The sequence below is a fragment of the Bradyrhizobium sp. genome (genome assembly GCF_049586575.1).
Classification (GTDB): domain Bacteria; phylum Pseudomonadota; class Alphaproteobacteria; order Rhizobiales; family Xanthobacteraceae; genus Bradyrhizobium.
Genome location: NZ_JBAVCF010000344.1, coordinates 1 through 16,892, shown reverse-complemented (window position 1 = coordinate 16,892; position 16,892 = coordinate 1). Strand labels below are relative to the sequence as shown.

The 16,892-nt window shown below is 61.0% G+C and carries 17 protein-coding genes and 1 pseudogene; 5 read left to right on the top strand and 13 right to left on the bottom strand.

The window, feature by feature from the left end; translation table 11 throughout:
- Window positions 1-46: 46 nt before the first annotated feature.
- The 6 genes from WB528_RS13465 to eno form a co-directional block, all read right to left on the bottom strand.
- A complete protein-coding gene (locus WB528_RS13465) occupies window positions 47-364 on the bottom strand; it encodes an FtsB family cell division protein (protein ID WP_423888905.1) in 318 nt (105 codons plus the stop codon).
- 80 nt (window positions 365-444) lie between these two features.
- Window positions 445-1,002, bottom strand: a complete 558-nt coding sequence (locus tag WB528_RS13460; protein WP_423888903.1) for an NADPH-dependent FMN reductase — start codon at window positions 1,000-1,002, stop codon at window positions 445-447.
- 336 nt (window positions 1,003-1,338) lie between these two features.
- Window positions 1,339-2,340, bottom strand: a complete 1,002-nt coding sequence (locus WB528_RS13455) for an MBL fold metallo-hydrolase (RefSeq protein WP_423888902.1) — start codon at window positions 2,338-2,340, stop codon at window positions 1,339-1,341.
- Window positions 2,341-2,515: 175 nt separating this feature from the next.
- Window positions 2,516-2,908: an MAPEG family protein gene (locus WB528_RS13450; protein ID WP_423888901.1), complete on the bottom strand. Its 393-nt coding sequence runs from the start codon at window positions 2,906-2,908 to the stop codon at window positions 2,516-2,518.
- A 98-nt stretch (window positions 2,909-3,006) separates the two neighbouring features.
- Window positions 3,007-4,146 carry a zinc-binding dehydrogenase gene (locus tag WB528_RS13445; protein ID WP_423888900.1) on the bottom strand — a complete coding sequence of 380 codons (1,140 nt, stop codon included), beginning with the start codon at window positions 4,144-4,146 and terminating at the stop codon, window positions 3,007-3,009.
- A 99-nt stretch (window positions 4,147-4,245) separates the two neighbouring features.
- Window positions 4,246-5,529 (bottom strand): phosphopyruvate hydratase, encoded by a 1,284-nt coding sequence (gene eno / locus WB528_RS13440; protein ID WP_423888899.1) that lies wholly within the window; start codon window positions 5,527-5,529, stop codon window positions 4,246-4,248.
- A gap of 109 nt (window positions 5,530-5,638) precedes the next feature.
- Between eno and queF the strand changes: the two genes are divergently transcribed.
- The gene (gene queF / locus WB528_RS13435; RefSeq protein ID WP_423888898.1) at window positions 5,639-6,127 is read left to right on the top strand and encodes a preQ(1) synthase; all 489 of its coding nucleotides are present in this window, start codon (window positions 5,639-5,641) and stop codon (window positions 6,125-6,127) included.
- A 62-nt stretch (window positions 6,128-6,189) separates the two neighbouring features.
- On the opposite strand, the gene kdsA is transcribed toward queF, so the two are convergent.
- The 6 genes from kdsA to tpiA form a co-directional block, all read right to left on the bottom strand.
- Window positions 6,190-7,056, bottom strand: coding sequence for a 3-deoxy-8-phosphooctulonate synthase (gene kdsA, locus WB528_RS13430; RefSeq protein ID WP_423888897.1), 867 nt, complete (start codon window positions 7,054-7,056; stop codon window positions 6,190-6,192).
- A gap of 49 nt (window positions 7,057-7,105) precedes the next feature.
- A complete protein-coding gene (locus WB528_RS13425) occupies window positions 7,106-7,981 on the bottom strand; it encodes a VOC family protein (RefSeq protein WP_423888896.1) in 876 nt (291 codons plus the stop codon).
- A 29-nt stretch (window positions 7,982-8,010) separates the two neighbouring features.
- Window positions 8,011-8,337 (bottom strand): NIPSNAP family protein, encoded by a 327-nt coding sequence (locus tag WB528_RS13420; protein ID WP_422255582.1) that lies wholly within the window; start codon window positions 8,335-8,337, stop codon window positions 8,011-8,013.
- A 107-nt stretch (window positions 8,338-8,444) separates the two neighbouring features.
- Window positions 8,445-10,076 (bottom strand): CTP synthase, encoded by a 1,632-nt coding sequence (locus tag WB528_RS13415; protein ID WP_423888895.1) that lies wholly within the window; start codon window positions 10,074-10,076, stop codon window positions 8,445-8,447.
- Window positions 10,077-10,259: 183 nt separating this feature from the next.
- Entirely contained in the window at window positions 10,260-10,646 is a 387-nt protein-coding gene (gene secG / locus WB528_RS13410; RefSeq protein ID WP_423888894.1) for a preprotein translocase subunit SecG, read from the bottom strand.
- Between the two features lie 121 nt (window positions 10,647-10,767).
- A complete protein-coding gene (gene tpiA, locus WB528_RS13405; RefSeq protein ID WP_423888893.1) occupies window positions 10,768-11,526 on the bottom strand; it encodes a triose-phosphate isomerase in 759 nt (252 codons plus the stop codon).
- 404 nt (window positions 11,527-11,930) lie between these two features.
- Here tpiA and WB528_RS13400 point away from each other — a divergent pair, with 404 nt between their 5' ends.
- From WB528_RS13400 to moaC, 4 genes are all read left to right on the top strand, one after another.
- Window positions 11,931-13,835, top strand: coding sequence for a SurA N-terminal domain-containing protein (locus tag WB528_RS13400; RefSeq protein WP_423888892.1), 1,905 nt, complete (start codon window positions 11,931-11,933; stop codon window positions 13,833-13,835).
- A 61-nt stretch (window positions 13,836-13,896) separates the two neighbouring features.
- On the top strand, window positions 13,897-14,910 hold the full coding sequence (trpD, locus tag WB528_RS13395; RefSeq protein WP_423888891.1) for an anthranilate phosphoribosyltransferase: 1,014 nt from the start codon (window positions 13,897-13,899) through the stop codon (window positions 14,908-14,910).
- Between the two features lie 10 nt (window positions 14,911-14,920).
- Window positions 14,921-15,742 (top strand): indole-3-glycerol phosphate synthase TrpC, encoded by an 822-nt coding sequence (gene trpC, locus WB528_RS13390; protein WP_423888890.1) that lies wholly within the window; start codon window positions 14,921-14,923, stop codon window positions 15,740-15,742.
- Window positions 15,743-16,072: 330 nt separating this feature from the next.
- Window positions 16,073-16,591 carry a cyclic pyranopterin monophosphate synthase MoaC gene (moaC, locus tag WB528_RS13385; RefSeq protein ID WP_423888889.1) on the top strand — a complete coding sequence of 173 codons (519 nt, stop codon included), beginning with the start codon at window positions 16,073-16,075 and terminating at the stop codon, window positions 16,589-16,591.
- A gap of 154 nt (window positions 16,592-16,745) precedes the next feature.
- Here moaC and WB528_RS13380 read toward each other — a convergent pair.
- Window positions 16,746-16,892: pseudogene (locus tag WB528_RS13380) on the bottom strand (IS701 family transposase); the annotation flags it as partial.

Sequence of the window (16,892 nt, the reverse complement as noted above, 5' to 3'; positions counted from 1 at the left end):
CGCGACATTTTCGAAATCTATTTGAAGCGAAATTGTAATTTGACGATCAATTCGGATTGGTCATCCGAATGAGGTCATGCGGATTGGCATATTCGAGCTGGTAGCGCGCGCGCTCGTCGAGCATATCCGGGTCCAGCCGATCGGACCGCAGCAGCGAGACGCGCTGTTCGCCCTCGCTCCGTTCTTTCTTCAGGCGCGCCAGTTCGGACGTGAGCGCGATGATTTCCTGATCAAGCTCCTGCCGCGCGTTCAGCCCGTACTTTCCGGTATAGGCGTTGACACCGAAATAGCCAACCATGCCTGCCGCCATCGTATAGAGGGCAACGCCAGTAAGAAATGACTTGAGGCGTCTGCGGGAAACCATGAGGGAAAGATGCCCTCGCCAGGTTAAGGGAATGCTAAACCCGGCCCAGCCCCTCCAGCAAAACGTGCCTCAGAGCCGCTCTAACTGTTCTGCTTTTCGACGAAGACGGCAAAGGCGTCGATATATTGCTGGAGCACCTTTTGCAGGGACTCCTTGGTCAGATTGCCCTTTTCGTCAAAGGCGTCCCCAACCAAGTTCAGATAGGTCTCCGGCTGCCCCATGATCGGACCGGAAATACCCGGCAGGACGTTCTGAAGAGTCTTTGCCGCGTTGACGCCCCCCAGCGGCCCGGGCGAATTGGAGATGATGCCGACCGGCTTGCCGAGGAATGAGCTTTTGCCATAGGGACGCGACGCGACATCGATGGCGTTCTTGAGCACACCGGAAATCGCACGGTTGTACTCCGGCGTGATGAAGATGACGCCGGCGGACTTCTGAATCCTTTCCCGGAAGGCGACCCAGTCGGCCGGCGGGTTCGCTTCCAGGTCCTGATTGAAAAATGAAATGCCGTGCAACGTGACGACGTCAAGCTTGAGCGTCGGCGGAGCCAGCTTGGCCAGCGCATTGGCGATCTTCAGAGTGAAGCTCTCCTTGCGGAGGCTGCCGACGATCACGACGATGTGGTGCGGACTTGACATATGATTTCCTCTCGATGCACGCGCGGGACCGAATTTCGACGCTAACCTGGTGAGCGGTTCAGAAGTCTACATCATTGTTGCTGCGAACTCGTCATGCGGACTTCTGAACCAAAGCCACGCTAGATCGATGAGTTAGCTAGTGTCCTTTCGATTCCGAAGTTCGAAACGTGGCCCCCGCAATTGCTGCGAACTTCGGAATCGGGACACTAGCGGCGCCGGCAAAAGATGTAAGTGCATGAAATGGGTTCAGCCGTCAATTCGATCAAGAAACCGTTCCTGAACGACAACAGGCCGCCCTTACAGGCGGCCTGTTCCTCCAAACTAATATACCCGCGCTCAGAGCACCGGGTTGAAGGCGACCGGAATCAACCGGTAGCCGTTGCCGTCCTTCTCGACATGGCCGACAGCGGGGAACGGGAAGTGGAAGCCGACCACGGTCGCCTTCTCCGCGGATGCCATGTCATAGAACTTGTGCCGGGTCTTCTGCGCGAGCTCCGGTTCGGCGTCATAGGCAACGTGCCAATCCGGGTTGCGCAGGAAGAACTCGGGGATGTTGGTGACGTCAACCGAGATGAGGATTTTCGAGTTGCCGGAAGCCAGGGCGAAGGAGGTATGCCCCGGCGTATGACCGGGCGTGCCGATCGACGTGAGACCCGGCACAACTTCCTTGTCCCAATCGTATTTGGTCACCTTCTTTTCGATGCCGGTGTAGATCTTTTTCACGTTGGCGAAATAGTTCTTCATCATCGGGTTCGATTGCGCCTTGGCGGCGTTTTCCTCGCTCATCCAGAAATCCCAATCCTTCGCCGGCACCATGATCTCGGCATTCGGGAACGCCATTGAATTGTCAGCGGCGCGGATGCCGTTGGTGTGATCCGGATGCAGGTGAGACACGATGACCATATCGATGCTCTTGGGATCGACGCCCGCAGCGGCAAGGTTTTGTGTCAGACGGCCAGCTTGACCTTTGGTCGCATCAAAGGCCGAGATTCCGTTGCCGCAATCGAGAAGGACCAGCTTGCCGCCGGTGTTGATCAGCTGCGGATTGAACGGCACCGTCACCATGCCTTTCGGCATATAGGCGGCTTCGGCGGCGGCGATCGCCGCATCCTTGCTGACATTGGTCACCCAGTTGTCCGGCAGCGGAAACGTGCGGGCGCCGTCATTGATCGAGGTGCATTCGATGGTGCCGACCTTGTAGCGATAGAAACCGGGAGCCTGCGCTGTGGCGGCCGGCGCGGCAGCGCTCGCCTTCTGTGAGGTGATCGGCAAAAGGACGGATGCGGCGCCGATAGCGGCTGCACCAGCCAACAAGTCACGGCGGTTCAGATCATTCATGGTCGTCTCTCCCCAGGCTTGACGTTATGCGCTTTTCGCGCCTCGAATTTCGGCGCAAATGTTCCCTCCCTGCGCGGCAAACGCAAGTAACTTTCCGGGTGACGCGCATACGACTTTCCGGGGTCAAGAAACCCAAACCGACGCCGAAAGCTTCCAGCGCAGGTGGGCTCAAGACTTACTTGACCAATTCCCAGAAAATACCGATCACTGCGATGTAGCCGAGCGTAAAGATCAGCGTCCGCAGGAACGGAAGCCCAAACCAGTAGACCACGGCATGGGCGAGGCGGAGCCAGAAGAAGGCCATCGCCCAGAATGCGGTCATCGCATCGGCCTTGCCGGCCAGATGAACCACGATCACCAGTGCCGCGAACGGGGCGAAACTCTCGACCGCGTTCAAGTGAGCCCGGTCGGCTCGCTTGCCCCACAGCGGCACCGGCCGGGGTGCGGGATCGACATAGTTTTGAGGCGCCAGGTTTCCATTCGTCATGACCTGGCAGACGATGTAGGGAATCCATAGCGACGCGGTTAGCATGGCGGTGAAGGCGAGATACTTGAGGTCTGTAGACATCGATTTCCCCCCTTTGAAAGATCTCTTCTAGCAACTCCCTGGGCTTGATCCGCCGGACGACTACCGACGCGGGTGTCTTCCGATCGCTTCCGACGCGATCAGGCCTTGTTCGGGTTGATCAGATATTTCTCACCGGTGGCGCGCTTGCCGTAGACCGCAAGATGCGACAGCTGAAGCGCCTCAGTCAAAGAAACCACCCGCGTGTAGTGGCTCGCAAAGGTCGTCTTGAGTTCGCTCGCCACGCGCTCGCGAAGCCGCTGGCGGTCGTCCGCGCTGATCTTCATCAGGAACGGAAACAGGAGCCAGCCGCCGACTCCCCAGATCATGCCGAAGGCGCGATTCAATTCGATCGGCCCGGGATCCAGGCCGCCATAAATATAGACCTGCTTGTGCACATTGGAGCCGTAGCGGCTGTAAACCTTGGCGTCGCGGTTGATCGCCGCCTCCATGCACGTGAGAATCTGTCCAGCAAGCTTGCCGCCGCCGATCGCATCGAAAGCAATGGTCGCGCCGGTCTCGGCCAACGCATTGGTCAGGTCGTTCATGAAGGTGGGCGAGGATGAATCCACGACATATTTCGCGCCGATCTTGTGCAGGATTTCCGCTTGCTCGGGCTTGCGCACGATATTGACCAGAGCGATGCCGTCCTTGATGCAGATCTTGTTCAGCATCTGGCCAAGGTTTGAGGCGGCTGCCGTATGCACCAGCGCCTTGTGGCCCTCGCGCCGCATGGTCTCGACCATGCCGAGCGCAGTGAAGGGATTGACGAACCAGGACGCGCCATCGGCCGCGGTCGTCCCCGCCGGCAGCTCCATGCAGTCGGACGCCTTGACGGTGCGATACTGGGAATACATCGCACCGCCGATCACCGAGACGGTCTTTCCCATCAGCGCTTTGGCCGCGTCCGACGATCCAGTCCGAACGACGACGCCGGCGCCTTCATTTCCAACCGGCATGGATTGATCGAGCCGCCCCGCCATCGCCCGCATCGCCGCTTCCGGAACGCGCGCCGTGATGACAGGCGCATCCTTGCTGCCGGCCGCCTTGGCGGTGGTCATATCTGCGGCGCCTGTCAAAAGGCCGAGGTCAGACGGGTTGATCGGGCTCGCCTCAACCCGAACCACCACTTCATCCACCGAAGGCTCGGGAGTTGGTATCTCAAGCAGCGAAATTTCCAGTTCGCCGCTCTTCTTGATCAGCGAACGCAGTTGCAGCCCGCTTTTGCCATCGGCGCTCATTCAGTCCTCCCGTTCGATATTTTGTTGCGAAAGATGATCTGCCATTGGCCGGGAAACGCAAGTCCCCCGGCCCCGCGGCTGGTCTCCGACGCAGCTGGTTTAGGCGAGCGCCTTCAGGGCTGCCCGGCCTGCATACTTTGCCTGGCTGCCCAATTGCTGCTCAATCCGCAGCAACTGATTGTATTTGGCGGTGCGATCGGACCGCGCCAGCGAGCCGGTCTTGATCTGCCCGCAATTGGTGGCGACGGCGAGATCGGCAATCGTGGAATCCTCGGTCTCGCCCGAGCGGTGCGACATCACGGCGGTGTAGCCGGCTTTGTAGGCCATCTCGACCGCGCTCAGCGTCTCCGTCAACGTGCCGATCTGGTTGACCTTGATCAGGATCGAATTGGCCCGGCCGTTCTTGATGCCGTCCGCCAGCCGCGTCACGTTGGTGACAAAGAGGTCGTCGCCGACGAGCTGGCACTTCGTGCCGATCAGATCGGTCAATTCCTTCCAGCCATCCATGTCATCTTCCGACATGCCGTCCTCGATCGAGACGATCGGATAACGCGCGGCCAGATCGGCCAGGTATTTCGCCTGTTCGGAGCGCGAGCGGGTTTTCTTCTCGCCGCCATAGACGTAGGCGCCGTCCTTGAAGAACTCGGTCGCGGCGCAGTCGAGCGCCAGCATGACGTCGTGGCCCGCTTTGTAACCGGCCTTGCCGATCGCACCCATGACGAACTCGAGCGCTGCATCCGCCGATGGCAGGTTCGGCGCAAATCCGCCTTCGTCGCCGACATTGGTGTTGTGACCGGCCTTCTTCAGTTCCGATCGCAAGGTGTGGAAGATTTCCGAGCCACAGCGCAACGCATCGGCAAAGGTCGCAGCACCGACCGGCATGATCATGAATTCCTGGAAGTCGATCGGGTTGTCGGCGTGCACGCCGCCGTTGATGATGTTCATCATCGGCACCGGCAAGGTCCGCGCCGAAGTGCCGCCGACATACCGATAGAGCGGCATGTCAAAGGACTCCGCTGCGGCTTTGGCGCAGGCGAGCGAAACGCCCAGGATCGCATTGGCCCCCAGCCGGCTCTTGTTCGCGGCCCCATCGAGATCGATCATGATCTGGTCGATCTGGACCTGCTGCTCGACGGCGATATCGCTCAGCGCGTCGTAGATTTCGCCATTGACGGCCGCGACCGCCTTTTGCACGCCCTTGCCAAGATAACGCGCCTTGTCGCCGTCGCGCAGTTCGACCGCCTCATGCGCTCCCGTCGAGGCGCCGGACGGCACCGCCGCGCGGCCGACGGAACCATCTTCCAGCACCACGTCAACTTCAACGGTGGGATTACCGCGGCTATCGAGAATTTCGCGGCCGATGATGTCGACGATGGCAGTCATGGGTACCTCATTTGGAAAGGGTGGTCGGAAGCAGGTGCGCTGCTTCTACAGCAAGCCCCTATCCCGGAAAAGGTTGCGTTGCTAATAACGTGCGCAACGGAGACCGAATATGGCGACGAAGCCTCGAAAGGCGTCAAAATCCACGTCACTGCCGTCCGGCTTGCAACTCGGACGCGCGGTCGCATGGCCTGCAACGCCAGACACCGCAAAGCTCGACCGTGTTCCCAATCCGCAGAAAGAAACCAACTATGTCGTGCGCTTTACGGCGCCCGAGTTCACATCGCTTTGCCCGGTCACCGGCCAGCCCGATTTTGCGCATCTCGTGATTGATTATGTCCCGGGCCAATGGCTGCTGGAATCGAAATCGCTCAAGCTCTATGTCGCAAGCTTCCGCAATCACGGCGCCTTCCACGAGGACTGCACAGTTGCGATCGGCAAACGGATCGCGGCAGAGATCAAGCCGAAATTCTTGCGGATTGGCGGTTACTGGTATCCGCGCGGCGGCATTCCGATCGACGTGTTCTGGCAGACGGGAAAGCTGCCCAAGGGAATGTGGATTCCCGATCAGGGTGTTGCGCCCTATCGCGGCCGAGGCTGACCTCGCGATGACGTTGATCGCGTGCGGCATATGATCATGCGGCCGCAATGCGGTCTGCGGTATCAGCGTGTCACATGCTTCGCGTCAACCTTCTTGGCTACCGCATCGAAGGCCATCAAGGTCCGCAGCAGACCTTCGAAATCGCGCAGCGGCACCATGTTGGGGCCATCGGACGGCGCACGATCGGGATCGGGGTGGGTTTCGATAAAGACTCCGGCGACGCCGACCGCAACGGCAGCACGCGCCAGCACGGGGACAAATTCACGCTCGCCGCCTGAGGACGTGCCCTTGCCGCCGGGCTGCTGCACCGAATGGGTAGCATCGAAGATCACGGGTGCGCCGGTGGTGCGCGCCAAAATCGGCAGTGCGCGCATGTCGGACACCAGCGTGTTGTAGCCGAACGACGCGCCGCGCTCGGTGACAAGCACCTTCGAGTTGCCGGCGCCGGTGATCTTGGCGACGACGTTGGCCATATCCCACGGCGCCAGGAATTGCCCCTTTTTGACGTTGACGGCCTTGCCGGTGGCGGCCGCGGCCAATAGCAGATCGGTCTGCCGGCACAAGAACGCCGGAATCTGCAAGACATCGACGGCTTTTGCTGCTTCCGCGCACTGCGCGGCTTCGTGCACGTCGGTGAGAACGGGCAATCCGATCGACGAACGGATCTCGGCAAAGATCGGCAAAGCCTGAGCAAGGCCAATTCCCCTCGCCGCGGAAGCGCTGGTGCGATTGGCCTTGTCGAAGGAGGTCTTGTAGATGAGCCCGATCTTAAGCCGCGCGGCGATCTCCTTCAGCGCAGAGGCCACCTCAAGCGCATGCGCGCGGCTCTCGAGCTGGCACGGACCGGCGATGATCGAAATCGGCAAGTCGTTGCCGAATTTGACCGGGCCAATATCGACGATCTCTGCGGCGGAAACGGCGGGGCTCAATGGTCTGGGTCCTGTTCGGGCGCGACCATGCCGGGCACTAGCGCTCCGATCAACTCAATTCTGGTGCTTCGAATATCAGGGTTGCGCCAAAGGCCTCTTCCGGCGGAACGACAAGCCTCTCGCCGTGACGCCGAACGGCAAGCCCGTTTTGCCGATGCAAGGCCTCCGTTCGCGCCAGATCGGCAACGGCGAAGCGCATGGCGCGGAACGTCATCCCCTCGCCGCCTGACTTGAAGGGGATGCCCAAGAGATTGCTCGCAGCCGAAGGCTCCAGGATTTCGATGTCGCCGTTCTCGGTTTGCGCGCTAACGCCGGCCGCATCCGAGGTGACCTTGCTGGCGCCGGTATAGGCTTTGAGAAAATCCCGATGGCTAGAGGGATGATTGGCGATCATCAACACGCCCGCCACTCGTTGCGCCCCATTGGCGTGGTTCTGAAACGCTGGATTCCAGAAATTTTCCGGAAAATGATGCTGGCAGACGGCAAAGCGCACGTCAGGCGAGTTCGCCTCAGCCGCGAAGGCCAAAGAGAAAGCGAGCTTGACCGCACTGCCGTCCGGCCTTTTGCCTTCGCGGGCGAAGTCGAACACGTCGAATGCTCCGATGCCTGCCGCTTCGAATGCGCGCGCGTCCTGCGCAGCGTCGCGGCTATTGAGCAGCAGCATCGAAAAGCCTTCGCGGCGGGCGAGGAAATCACGATTGAAAGCGCCAAACGAGAAAAAGCGCGTGCCGTGCGGGACGATCTTCCCTTGCTCAGCGACTTCCAGGATTTCGACGAAACAGTTTTTCAACTGCACAATGCGGTTGTGCGTGCCCCAGGGGTGGCGGTTGCGGCCGCCCACCGTGAACCCGGCGCGGACATAGAAATCCGCCGCCGCGTCCACGTCGCGGACCGCGTGCACGACATGATCGAGACCGTGGGGCATTACGGGACCTTAGGCCGTCCCCGTGAGCGCTACTTCACGGATGAGAATGCGGTCGGCACCAGCAACTGGTTGACGATGTTGTCGACGATCTGTCCGTCGGCTTCCGTCTTGGCCCGCGCCTCGATCCATGCGGGATCGCTCTGGAACGCCGCCCATTTCTTCTCGCGGTCGGCCAGCGATTCCCAGGCGAGCAGATAGGTCAGTTCCTGGTTGGATTCACCAACCAGCGTGGTGAAAAACCCGGCTTGGCGGATGCCGTGCTTTTCCCAGAGTTTCAGCGTGATGGTTTCAAAGCGCTTCAACAGCGCGGGCAGCCGGCCCGGCACGCAGCGATAGACGCGGGTTTCGTAGATCATTGGTGTACTCCCTGATCTCTTCTTGACGGTGTTTGGGGAGTGCTATGTCGCAAGTATCGGCGCGCCCGTCAAAGGCCGCTAGCGTTCCAATTCTGACATTTGTGGCATCAGACCAGCCGCGACTGCGCCATCGCGGCCTCGATGAACGAGGCAAACAGCGGGTGCGGCTCGAACGGCCGCGACTTCAGCTCGGGGTGGAATTGCACGCCGATGAACCAGGGATGGTCCTCATATTCGACGATCTCCGGCAAGATACCGTCGGGAGAAAGCCCGGAGAAACGCAACCCCTGCTGCTCGAGCCGATCCTTGTAGGCGGTATTGACCTCATATCGGTGACGATGGCGTTCCGAGATCTCGGTCGCGCCGCCATAGATCGCCGAGACCCGACTGCCGCGCCGCAGGATCGCGGGAAAGGCGCCAAGCCGCATCGTGCCGCCGAGATCGCCGTTCTTCGAACGCCGCTCCAATTCATTGCCCCGCAGCCATTCGGTCATCAAGCCGACGACCGGCTCCGGTGTCGGCCCGAACTCGGTGGAATTGGCGTCCGCGATACCAACCAGATTGCGGGCGGCCTCGATCACGGCCATCTGCATGCCAAAGCAGATGCCGAAATAGGGCACGTCACGCTCGCGCGCGAACTGGGCGGCGCGAATCTTCCCCTCGGCGCCGCGCTGGCCGAAACCACCCGGCACCAGAATGCCATTGACGTGCTCGAGGAACGGTGCCGGATCTTCATTCTCGAAGACTTCACTCTCGATCCAGTCGAGATTGACCTTCACCTTGTTGGCGATACCACCATGTGACAGCGCCTCGATCAGCGATTTATAAGCGTCCTTCATCCCGGTGTACTTGCCGACGATGGCGATAGTCACCTGGCCTTCCGGATTTCTGATCCGCTCGTTGATGAGGTTCCAGCTTTGCAAGCTGGGCGGAATCTTGGCGGTGATGCCGAACGCCGCCAGCACTTCGTCGTCGAGACCGGCGGCATGGTAGGCCTCTGGCACCGCGTAGATGTTGTCGACGTCGCGCGCTTCGATCACGGCGCTCTCGCGCACATTGCAGAACAGGCCGAGCTTGCGGCGTTCTTCCTTCGGGATAGGGCGATCGGTGCGGCACAACAGGATATCGGGCTGAATGCCGATCGAACGCAGCTCCTTGACGGAATGCTGGGTCGGCTTGGTCTTCAGCTCGCCGGCGCTCGGGATGAACGGCAGCAGCGTCAGGTGAATGTAGATCGCGTGATCGCGCGGCAGGTCGTTCTTGACCTGGCGGATGGCTTCGAAAAACGGCAGGCCTTCGATGTCGCCGACGGTGCCGCCGATCTCGCACAGCACGAAGTCGAAATCGTCGTTGCTGTCGAGGATGAAATCCTTGATCGCGTTGGTCACGTGCGGGATCACCTGGATGGTCGCGCCGAGATAATCGCCGCGCCGCTCCTTGGTGATGATGTCCTGATAGATCCGCCCCGTGGTGATGCTGTCTGCCTTGGTGGCGGGACGCCCGGTGAAGCGTTCATAGTGACCGAGGTCGAGGTCGGTCTCCGCGCCATCGTCGGTCACGAACACTTCGCCATGCTGATAGGGCGACATCGTTCCGGGATCGAGATTGAGATAGGGGTCGAGTTTGCGTAGCCGAACCTTGTAGCCACGCGCCTGCAACAGCGCGCCAAGAGCCGCCGATGCCAAGCCTTTTCCGAGCGAGGAGACCACGCCGCCGGTGATGAAGATGTACCGCGCCATGGGACTCAACCTTTAAGGCCACAGCGGCGATTCGCCAAAACGAATCGGCTCATTGCCGTGAAATTTTCCCGGCCTGTGGGTGACGCCAAATTCAATGAGATATCAGTGCCTTGATATAGATCTCTGATGCAACCTGGTAGATCGCCCTGCTGCATACCCTTCCTGCTTTATTGCGAACGCCACCTATTGCGAGCGCGGCGCTTCCGGACCGGATGGAGCAGGCGGGCTTTGCCGTTCCTCGGATTTCTTCAGAGAATCCAGAACGCCGCCGCCGCTCGAGGGCACCGTTGGCGTAGCGCCGCCCGCCGGCTGCGACTGCGTGGTCGGCAGGATGATCGAACTCGGCTTGCGGTCGTAGCTTGCGAGCCACGAAAGAAACAGGCTCGTCACGAAGAAGCCGGCCGCCAGGATCGCCGTCGTCCGGCTCAAGAGATTGGCTGTGCCCCGGCTCGACATGAACCCGGCGCCGCCGCCAATGCCCAGGCCGCCGCCCTCGGATTTTTGCAGCAACACCGTAGCGATCAAGGTCGCGACGATCATCAGGTGGATTACGATAACGACAGTCTGCATTTCGACCTTCCATCGCAAACCAAGGCTGCCAGGCAACGGTTTGGTTTTGCGGGATTTGAATTTGGCCGGGTGTTACACGATTGCACCGGGCATTGTCACCCCCGGCAGAGTTGGTGATCAGTTAGGGACAATCGGCTGCAATCGCAAGGAAATCGGTGGCCTTGAGGCTCGCCCCACCGATCAGGGCGCCGTTGACATTAGCAACCCCCATCAGTTCCCGCGCATTCGAGGGCTTGACCGACCCACCATAGAGGATGCGCATTTTGGCACCCTCCCCGCTAAACCGGGCGCTGAGAGATTTACGGATAAACTGATGAATTTGCTCGACATCTTTAGCCGTCGGCGTCAGCCCGGTGCCGATCGCCCAAATCGGCTCGTAGGCCACCACCAGTTTGTCGGCCCGTGCCCCATCGGGCAATGAGCCTTGAAGCTGACCGCCGCAAACATCGAGCGTTTGGCCCGCATCGCGGTGGCTCTGGGTTTCGCCAATGCAGACAATGGCCGTCAAGCCTGCGCGCCAGGCCGCCTCTGCCTTCCGCCGCACCAGGCCATCGCCTTCGCCATGTTCCGCACGCCGCTCCGAATGGCCGACAATGACGGCGCTGGCGCCGGCGTCTGCCAGCATTTCGGCCGAGATGTCGCCGGTATGGGCTCCAGAGGCCTTGGGATGACAATCCTGGCCGCCCAGCGCCAGCGCTTTCGAGCCCGCCAGTTTCGCAGCAAATGCGGCAATCAGCGTTGCGGGCGGACACACCAGCAGGTCGGCCTTCCCCGTGACCTTGGAGGCGCCCGCAAGCATGGCCTCGATTTCGGCCATCGACGAACGCAGGCCGTTCATTTTCCAGTTGCCGGCGATCAGGGGCCGTACGGTCGAATTCATTCCGCTGGTTCCTTCAGGAAGATGTCAGGCCATCGCTAGTGGTCCGATTCTAACATTTGCATCCCGGTGTGGCAGACACTTTTGCAAATGTTAGAATCAAAGGATCACCAGCAAATATAGGTTTCTAGTGGATTTTTGGATTTGACATCCGCATCGCGAGTTTCGCGGTCATGGGGAGCGAATGTCAGATCCACTCCACTAGCAGAGCCTGGCAACCCCGGCCAGATCGGCTCAAACGGCCGCTGCGGGGCCGTTAACTCTTTCAATTGGCCTACTACGCTGGTTGCGGGTAGAAGGCCGTCACTTTATGATGCGTTATCAATCCGGTGACACCCTTTTACGGCATTCGAGAACGAATTCCGACGGGCAGCCTCCGGTTCCCTCCTGCCAACAAGTTGGACCCTATGCTTCGAGGAATACGCAAAGCCTCATCAAACTGGCTCGGCAAAATTATTATGGCCACCGTGATGGGCATCCTGATCGTCAGTTTCGGCATTTGGGGCATCGCGGATATCTTCAGGGGCTTCGGTCAATCGACCCTGGCGAAGGTCGGGCACACCGAGATATCGACCGAACAATTCCGCCAGACCTACACCGATCGGCTGCAACAGATCGGCCGCCAGTTTGGACGTCCGCTGACGTCCGAGCAAGCCCGCGCGCTCGGCCTTGACCGCCAGGTGCTCCAGCAGACCATCGCGGAAACAACGCTCGACGAAGAAAGCCGACGACTTGGGCTCGGGCAATCCACCGAAGAAACCCTGAAGACGATCATGGACGATCCGAACTTCAAGGGTGTCAACGGCGCCTTCGACCCGACGCGCTTCCAGGCCGTGATCCGCCAGCTCGGTTACAGCGAGCAGCGTTTTCTCGCCGAGCAGCGGCGGATCTCGTTGCGGCGTCAGATCGCCGGAACGATTGCGGCGGGCGTTGAGCCTCCGAAAGTGCTGCTGGAAGCCCTGGCGCGATTCCAGAGCGAGCAGCGCTCGATCGAATACGTCAAGCTGACCGCGGCGCAAGCCGGTACGATCGACCCGCCATCGCCGGAAGCGCTCGCGAGCTATTTCGACGAGCGCAAGACGCTGTTCCGCGCGCCCGAATATCGCAAGATTTCCTTTGTCGCCATTACGCCGGAGGAAATCGGCAAGTGGGAAAACGTCTCCGACGAAGACGCGCGGAAGGCCTTTGAGCAGCGCCGCGACCAGCTCGGAACGCCCGAGCGGCGAGAGATCCAGCAAATTGTATTCCCGAATGAGGGCGAGGCTGCCGCGGCGCGCAGCCGCATCGCTTCGGGCTTGTCGTTTGAAGACCTCGCCAAGGAACGGGGTCTCAGTCCGTCTGACACCGACCTCGGCCTGATCGCAAAATCGGCGATCGGCGATCCGGCGATCGCAGATGCCGCATTCTCATTGCCGTCCGGCGAGGTGAGCCAGCCCGAGCACGGCAAATTCGGTTTTGCACTTGTCAAGGTCGGCAAGATCGAGCCCGGCGTGACGCCGACCTATGAGGACTACGCGACCCAGATCAAGCGCGACATCGCAAAGGAGCGGGCGCGCGCCAAGGTCGGAGAGTTACGGGACAAGATGGAAGACGAGCGCGGTGGCGGGGCAAGCGTGGTCGAAGCCGCGCAGAAGCTTGGCCTGACACCCGTGACCATCGAGGCGGTAGATCGGTCGGGCCGCATGCCCAATGGACAGCCGGCGGCAAACATTCCGCACGGGCTGGATGTGGTTTCGCAGGCTTTCAACAGCGACGTCGGCGTCGACAACGACCCCATTTCCTATAACGGCGGGTATGTCTGGTACGATGTCATCGGCATCACCCCGACGCACGAACGCAGCCTGGATGAGGTCAAGGATCAGGTCGAAGCGCGATGGCGCGCCGATCAGATTTCGAGCCGGTTGCGCGACAAGGCGACGGAGATGGTCAAGAAGCTTGAACAGGGCGGCAAGCTCGCGGACGAGGCGACGCAGGCTGGACTGAACGTCGAGACCGCTGCCAGTTTCAAGCGCGACGCCTCCCTGCCCGGCCTGAACGCGGGCGTGGTCGCCGCCGCATTTCGTACCGCCAAGGATGCCCCGGGGCAGACGCCCGATGCGGCCGCGAACGGCTGGATCGTGTTCCGGGTCACCGACATCACGGTGCCGCCGGTCGATCTTGCCTCCGATAGCATGAAGAAAATGAAGGATACTATCGAGCGCGCCCAGGTCGATGAACTGCTCGCCCAGTACGTCACCAAACTGGAGTCGGTGATCGGGACCAGCGTCAACGAAACCGCCTTCGCGCAGGTGACCGGAGCAAGCAACAACTGATCCCCTGACGAAAGCGCCGATGCCTGGAAGCCCGGTTGTTGCGTTTTCCTGAAAGCATGTGATGGACGATCTCAAATCTATCATCGCCAAGGTAGCTACCGGCGCCACGCTTTCGCGTGAGGAGGCCGCATCCGCCTTCGACCGCATGATGTCCGGAGAAGCCACCCCCTCGCAGCTGGGCGGTTTGTTGATGGCGCTTCGCGTCCGCGGCGAGACCGTCGATGAAATCACCGGCGCGGTTTCCGCCGTCCGCGCGAAAATGTTGAAGGTCAAGGCGCCAGCCAACGCCGTCGACGTGGTCGGGACGGGTGGCGACGGTTCCGGGTCGGTCAACGTGTCGACCTGCGCGTCCTTCATCGTCGCCGGAACAGGCGTCCCTGTCGCCAAGCACGGCAACCGCGCGCTGTCGTCGCGCTCAGGAGCCGCCGATGTGCTGTCGTCGCTCGGAGTCAAGATCGACATCACGCCCGAACAGGTCGGCCGCTGCATCGCGGAGGCCGGAATAGGCTTCATGTTCGCGCCCTCCCACCATCCAGCCTGGAAGAACGTCGGGCCGACGCGCGTCGAACTCGCCACACGCACGATCTTCAATCTGCTGGGGCCGCTTGCCAATCCCGCCGGGGTCAAACGGCAGATGGTCGGTGTCTTCTCGAAGCAATGGGTGCTGCCGCTGGCGCAGGTTCTGAAAAACCTTGGCTCCGAAGCCGTTTGGGTCGTGCATGGCTCCGATGGTCTCGACGAGATCACCCTCACCGGTCCGACCTTCGTTGCCGCGCTTGAAGACGGCGCGATCCGCTCCTTCGAGGTGACTCCGGAAGACGTCGGCCTCAAACGGGTCGCGGGCGAAGCATTGAAGGGTGGCGATGCCGCCGCCAACGCCGTTGCGCTGCGAAGCGTTCTTGACGGCATGCCGAGCCCCTATCGGGATGTCGCTTTGCTCAACGCGGCGGCAGCGCTGGTCGTCGCCGGCCGCGCCAAGGACTTGAAGGAAGGCCTGACGCTTGGCGCCCGATCGATCGACGATGGCGCGGCGGCCGAGCGGCTGAAGCGCCTCGTCGCGGTCTCCAACAGTTAAGGACCCGGCAATGTCCGATATCCTGAAACGGATCGAGACCTACAAGCGGGAGGAGATCGCCGCCGCCAAACGCACGCAGCCGCTGGCAAGCCTTGAGGCGCGCGCCAAGGCTGCCTCGACGCCGCGCGGCTTTGTCACCGCGATCCGCCAAAAGATCGCGCGAGGCGACTACGCTCTGATCGCCGAAATCAAGAAGGCCTCACCTTCCAGGGGGCTTATTCGAGCCGATTTCGATCCTCCGGCGCTGGCGAAAGCATACGAGTCCGGCGGCGCCGCCTGCCTGTCGGTCCTGACCGATGCACCTTCATTCCAGGGGCATCTGGATTTTATGGTCGCCGCGCGCGCCGCGGTGAGCCTGCCGGTTCTGCGCAAGGATTTCATCTACGACACTTATCAAGTAACGGAAGCCCGCGCCCACGGCGCCGACTGCATCCTCATCATCATGGCCGCGCTCGAAGACAGCGCCGCGCAGGACATCGAAGCCGCCGCGCTCAGCCACGGCATGGACGTGCTGATCGAAATCCACGACCGCAGCGAACTCGAACGTGCCCTCAGGCTTCGTTCGCCGATGATCGGGGTCAACAACCGCAACCTGCGCAGCTTCGAGACCAAGCTCGAGACCAGCGAGGCGTTGGCGCCGCTGATCCCCGGAGATCGCCTGATGGTGGGAGAAAGCGGCATCTTCACCCCGGCCGATCTGGCCCGGCTGGCGCGCGTCGGCATATCGACGTTCCTCGTCGGCGAAAGCCTGATGCGGCAGACCGACGTGGCCGCCGCCACGCGCGCGTTGATCGCGCGCACTGGCGCCCTCAGTACGACAAAGGCCGGCTAATGCGGCGAATTGAAATTCCTACGAGTGTCGGCGCAAGTTCGTTACAGGAACTTCAAATTCCAGGCCGCACTAGAATTAATATGTTGCTAGTGGTCCGATTCTAACATTCGCATCCCGTCTCAGTGGCCACTTTTGCGAATGTTAGAATCAAAAGGACCACTAGCAAATATAAGTTTCTAGTGGAGTTTTGGATTTGACATTCGCTTGACGAACTCGCGGCCAGGTGGGTAGCGAATGTCAAATCCACTCCACTAGTGCTCCTTTGATTCCGAAGTTCGCATCAGAGGTGGCTGCGATATCATGCGAATTTCGGAATCGGAGCTCTGGAACATGGCGCACCGGCCATCCCCGACGAAATCCAGTCAGCGCAAGGCCGCCCTCACCCATATCGACGCCAAAGGCGACGCGCGGATGGTCGATGTATCGGCCAAGGACGCGACCGAGCGGACCGCGGTGGCCGAAGGGCGTGTCGTTATGACCAAGGCGACGTTGGCCCTGATCGTGTCCGGCAACGCCAAGAAGGGCGACGTGCTGGCGACCGCGCGGATCGCTGGAATCATGGCAGCCAAGCGCACCTCCGAGCTCATTCCGCTATGCCACCCGTTGGCATTGTCCAAGGTGACGCTCGACATCTCGCCCGACCCGAAATTGCCCGGCTGCCGGGTGCAGGCCACCGTCAAGGTGACCGGCCCGACCGGAGTCGAGATGGAAGCCCTGACCGCCGTCTCGGTCGCCTGCCTCACGATCTACGACATGATCAAGGCGGTGGAGCGCGGCGTGCGGATCGAGGGAATCCGCCTGATCGAGAAGATCGGCGGCAAATCCGGCCACTACCGCGCAAGAGACTAGCATTACAGTTGTCGTTTTGCTTTGAGGTGCGCCCGTTGAGCGCTCGCCTGGTGAGCTCTGCGCCATAGGGACCATGCGATGATGTGTGCGGGTTGGATCCGCTCTCGAGCGAGCCTGATGGCGATGCGCCGAACTTCCTGGATTGACCATCGGATCAATGACGCGGCTGCGATGCTTTTGTTTTCGCCGTGGTTCTGCGCTGCGTTTTTTTTGGCTGCGGCGGATTGGCATGATGGCGGATCACCGCCATCATGGCAAAGGCGAGCATCACCATAGACACGTGGCGATGCCAGCCATGCCA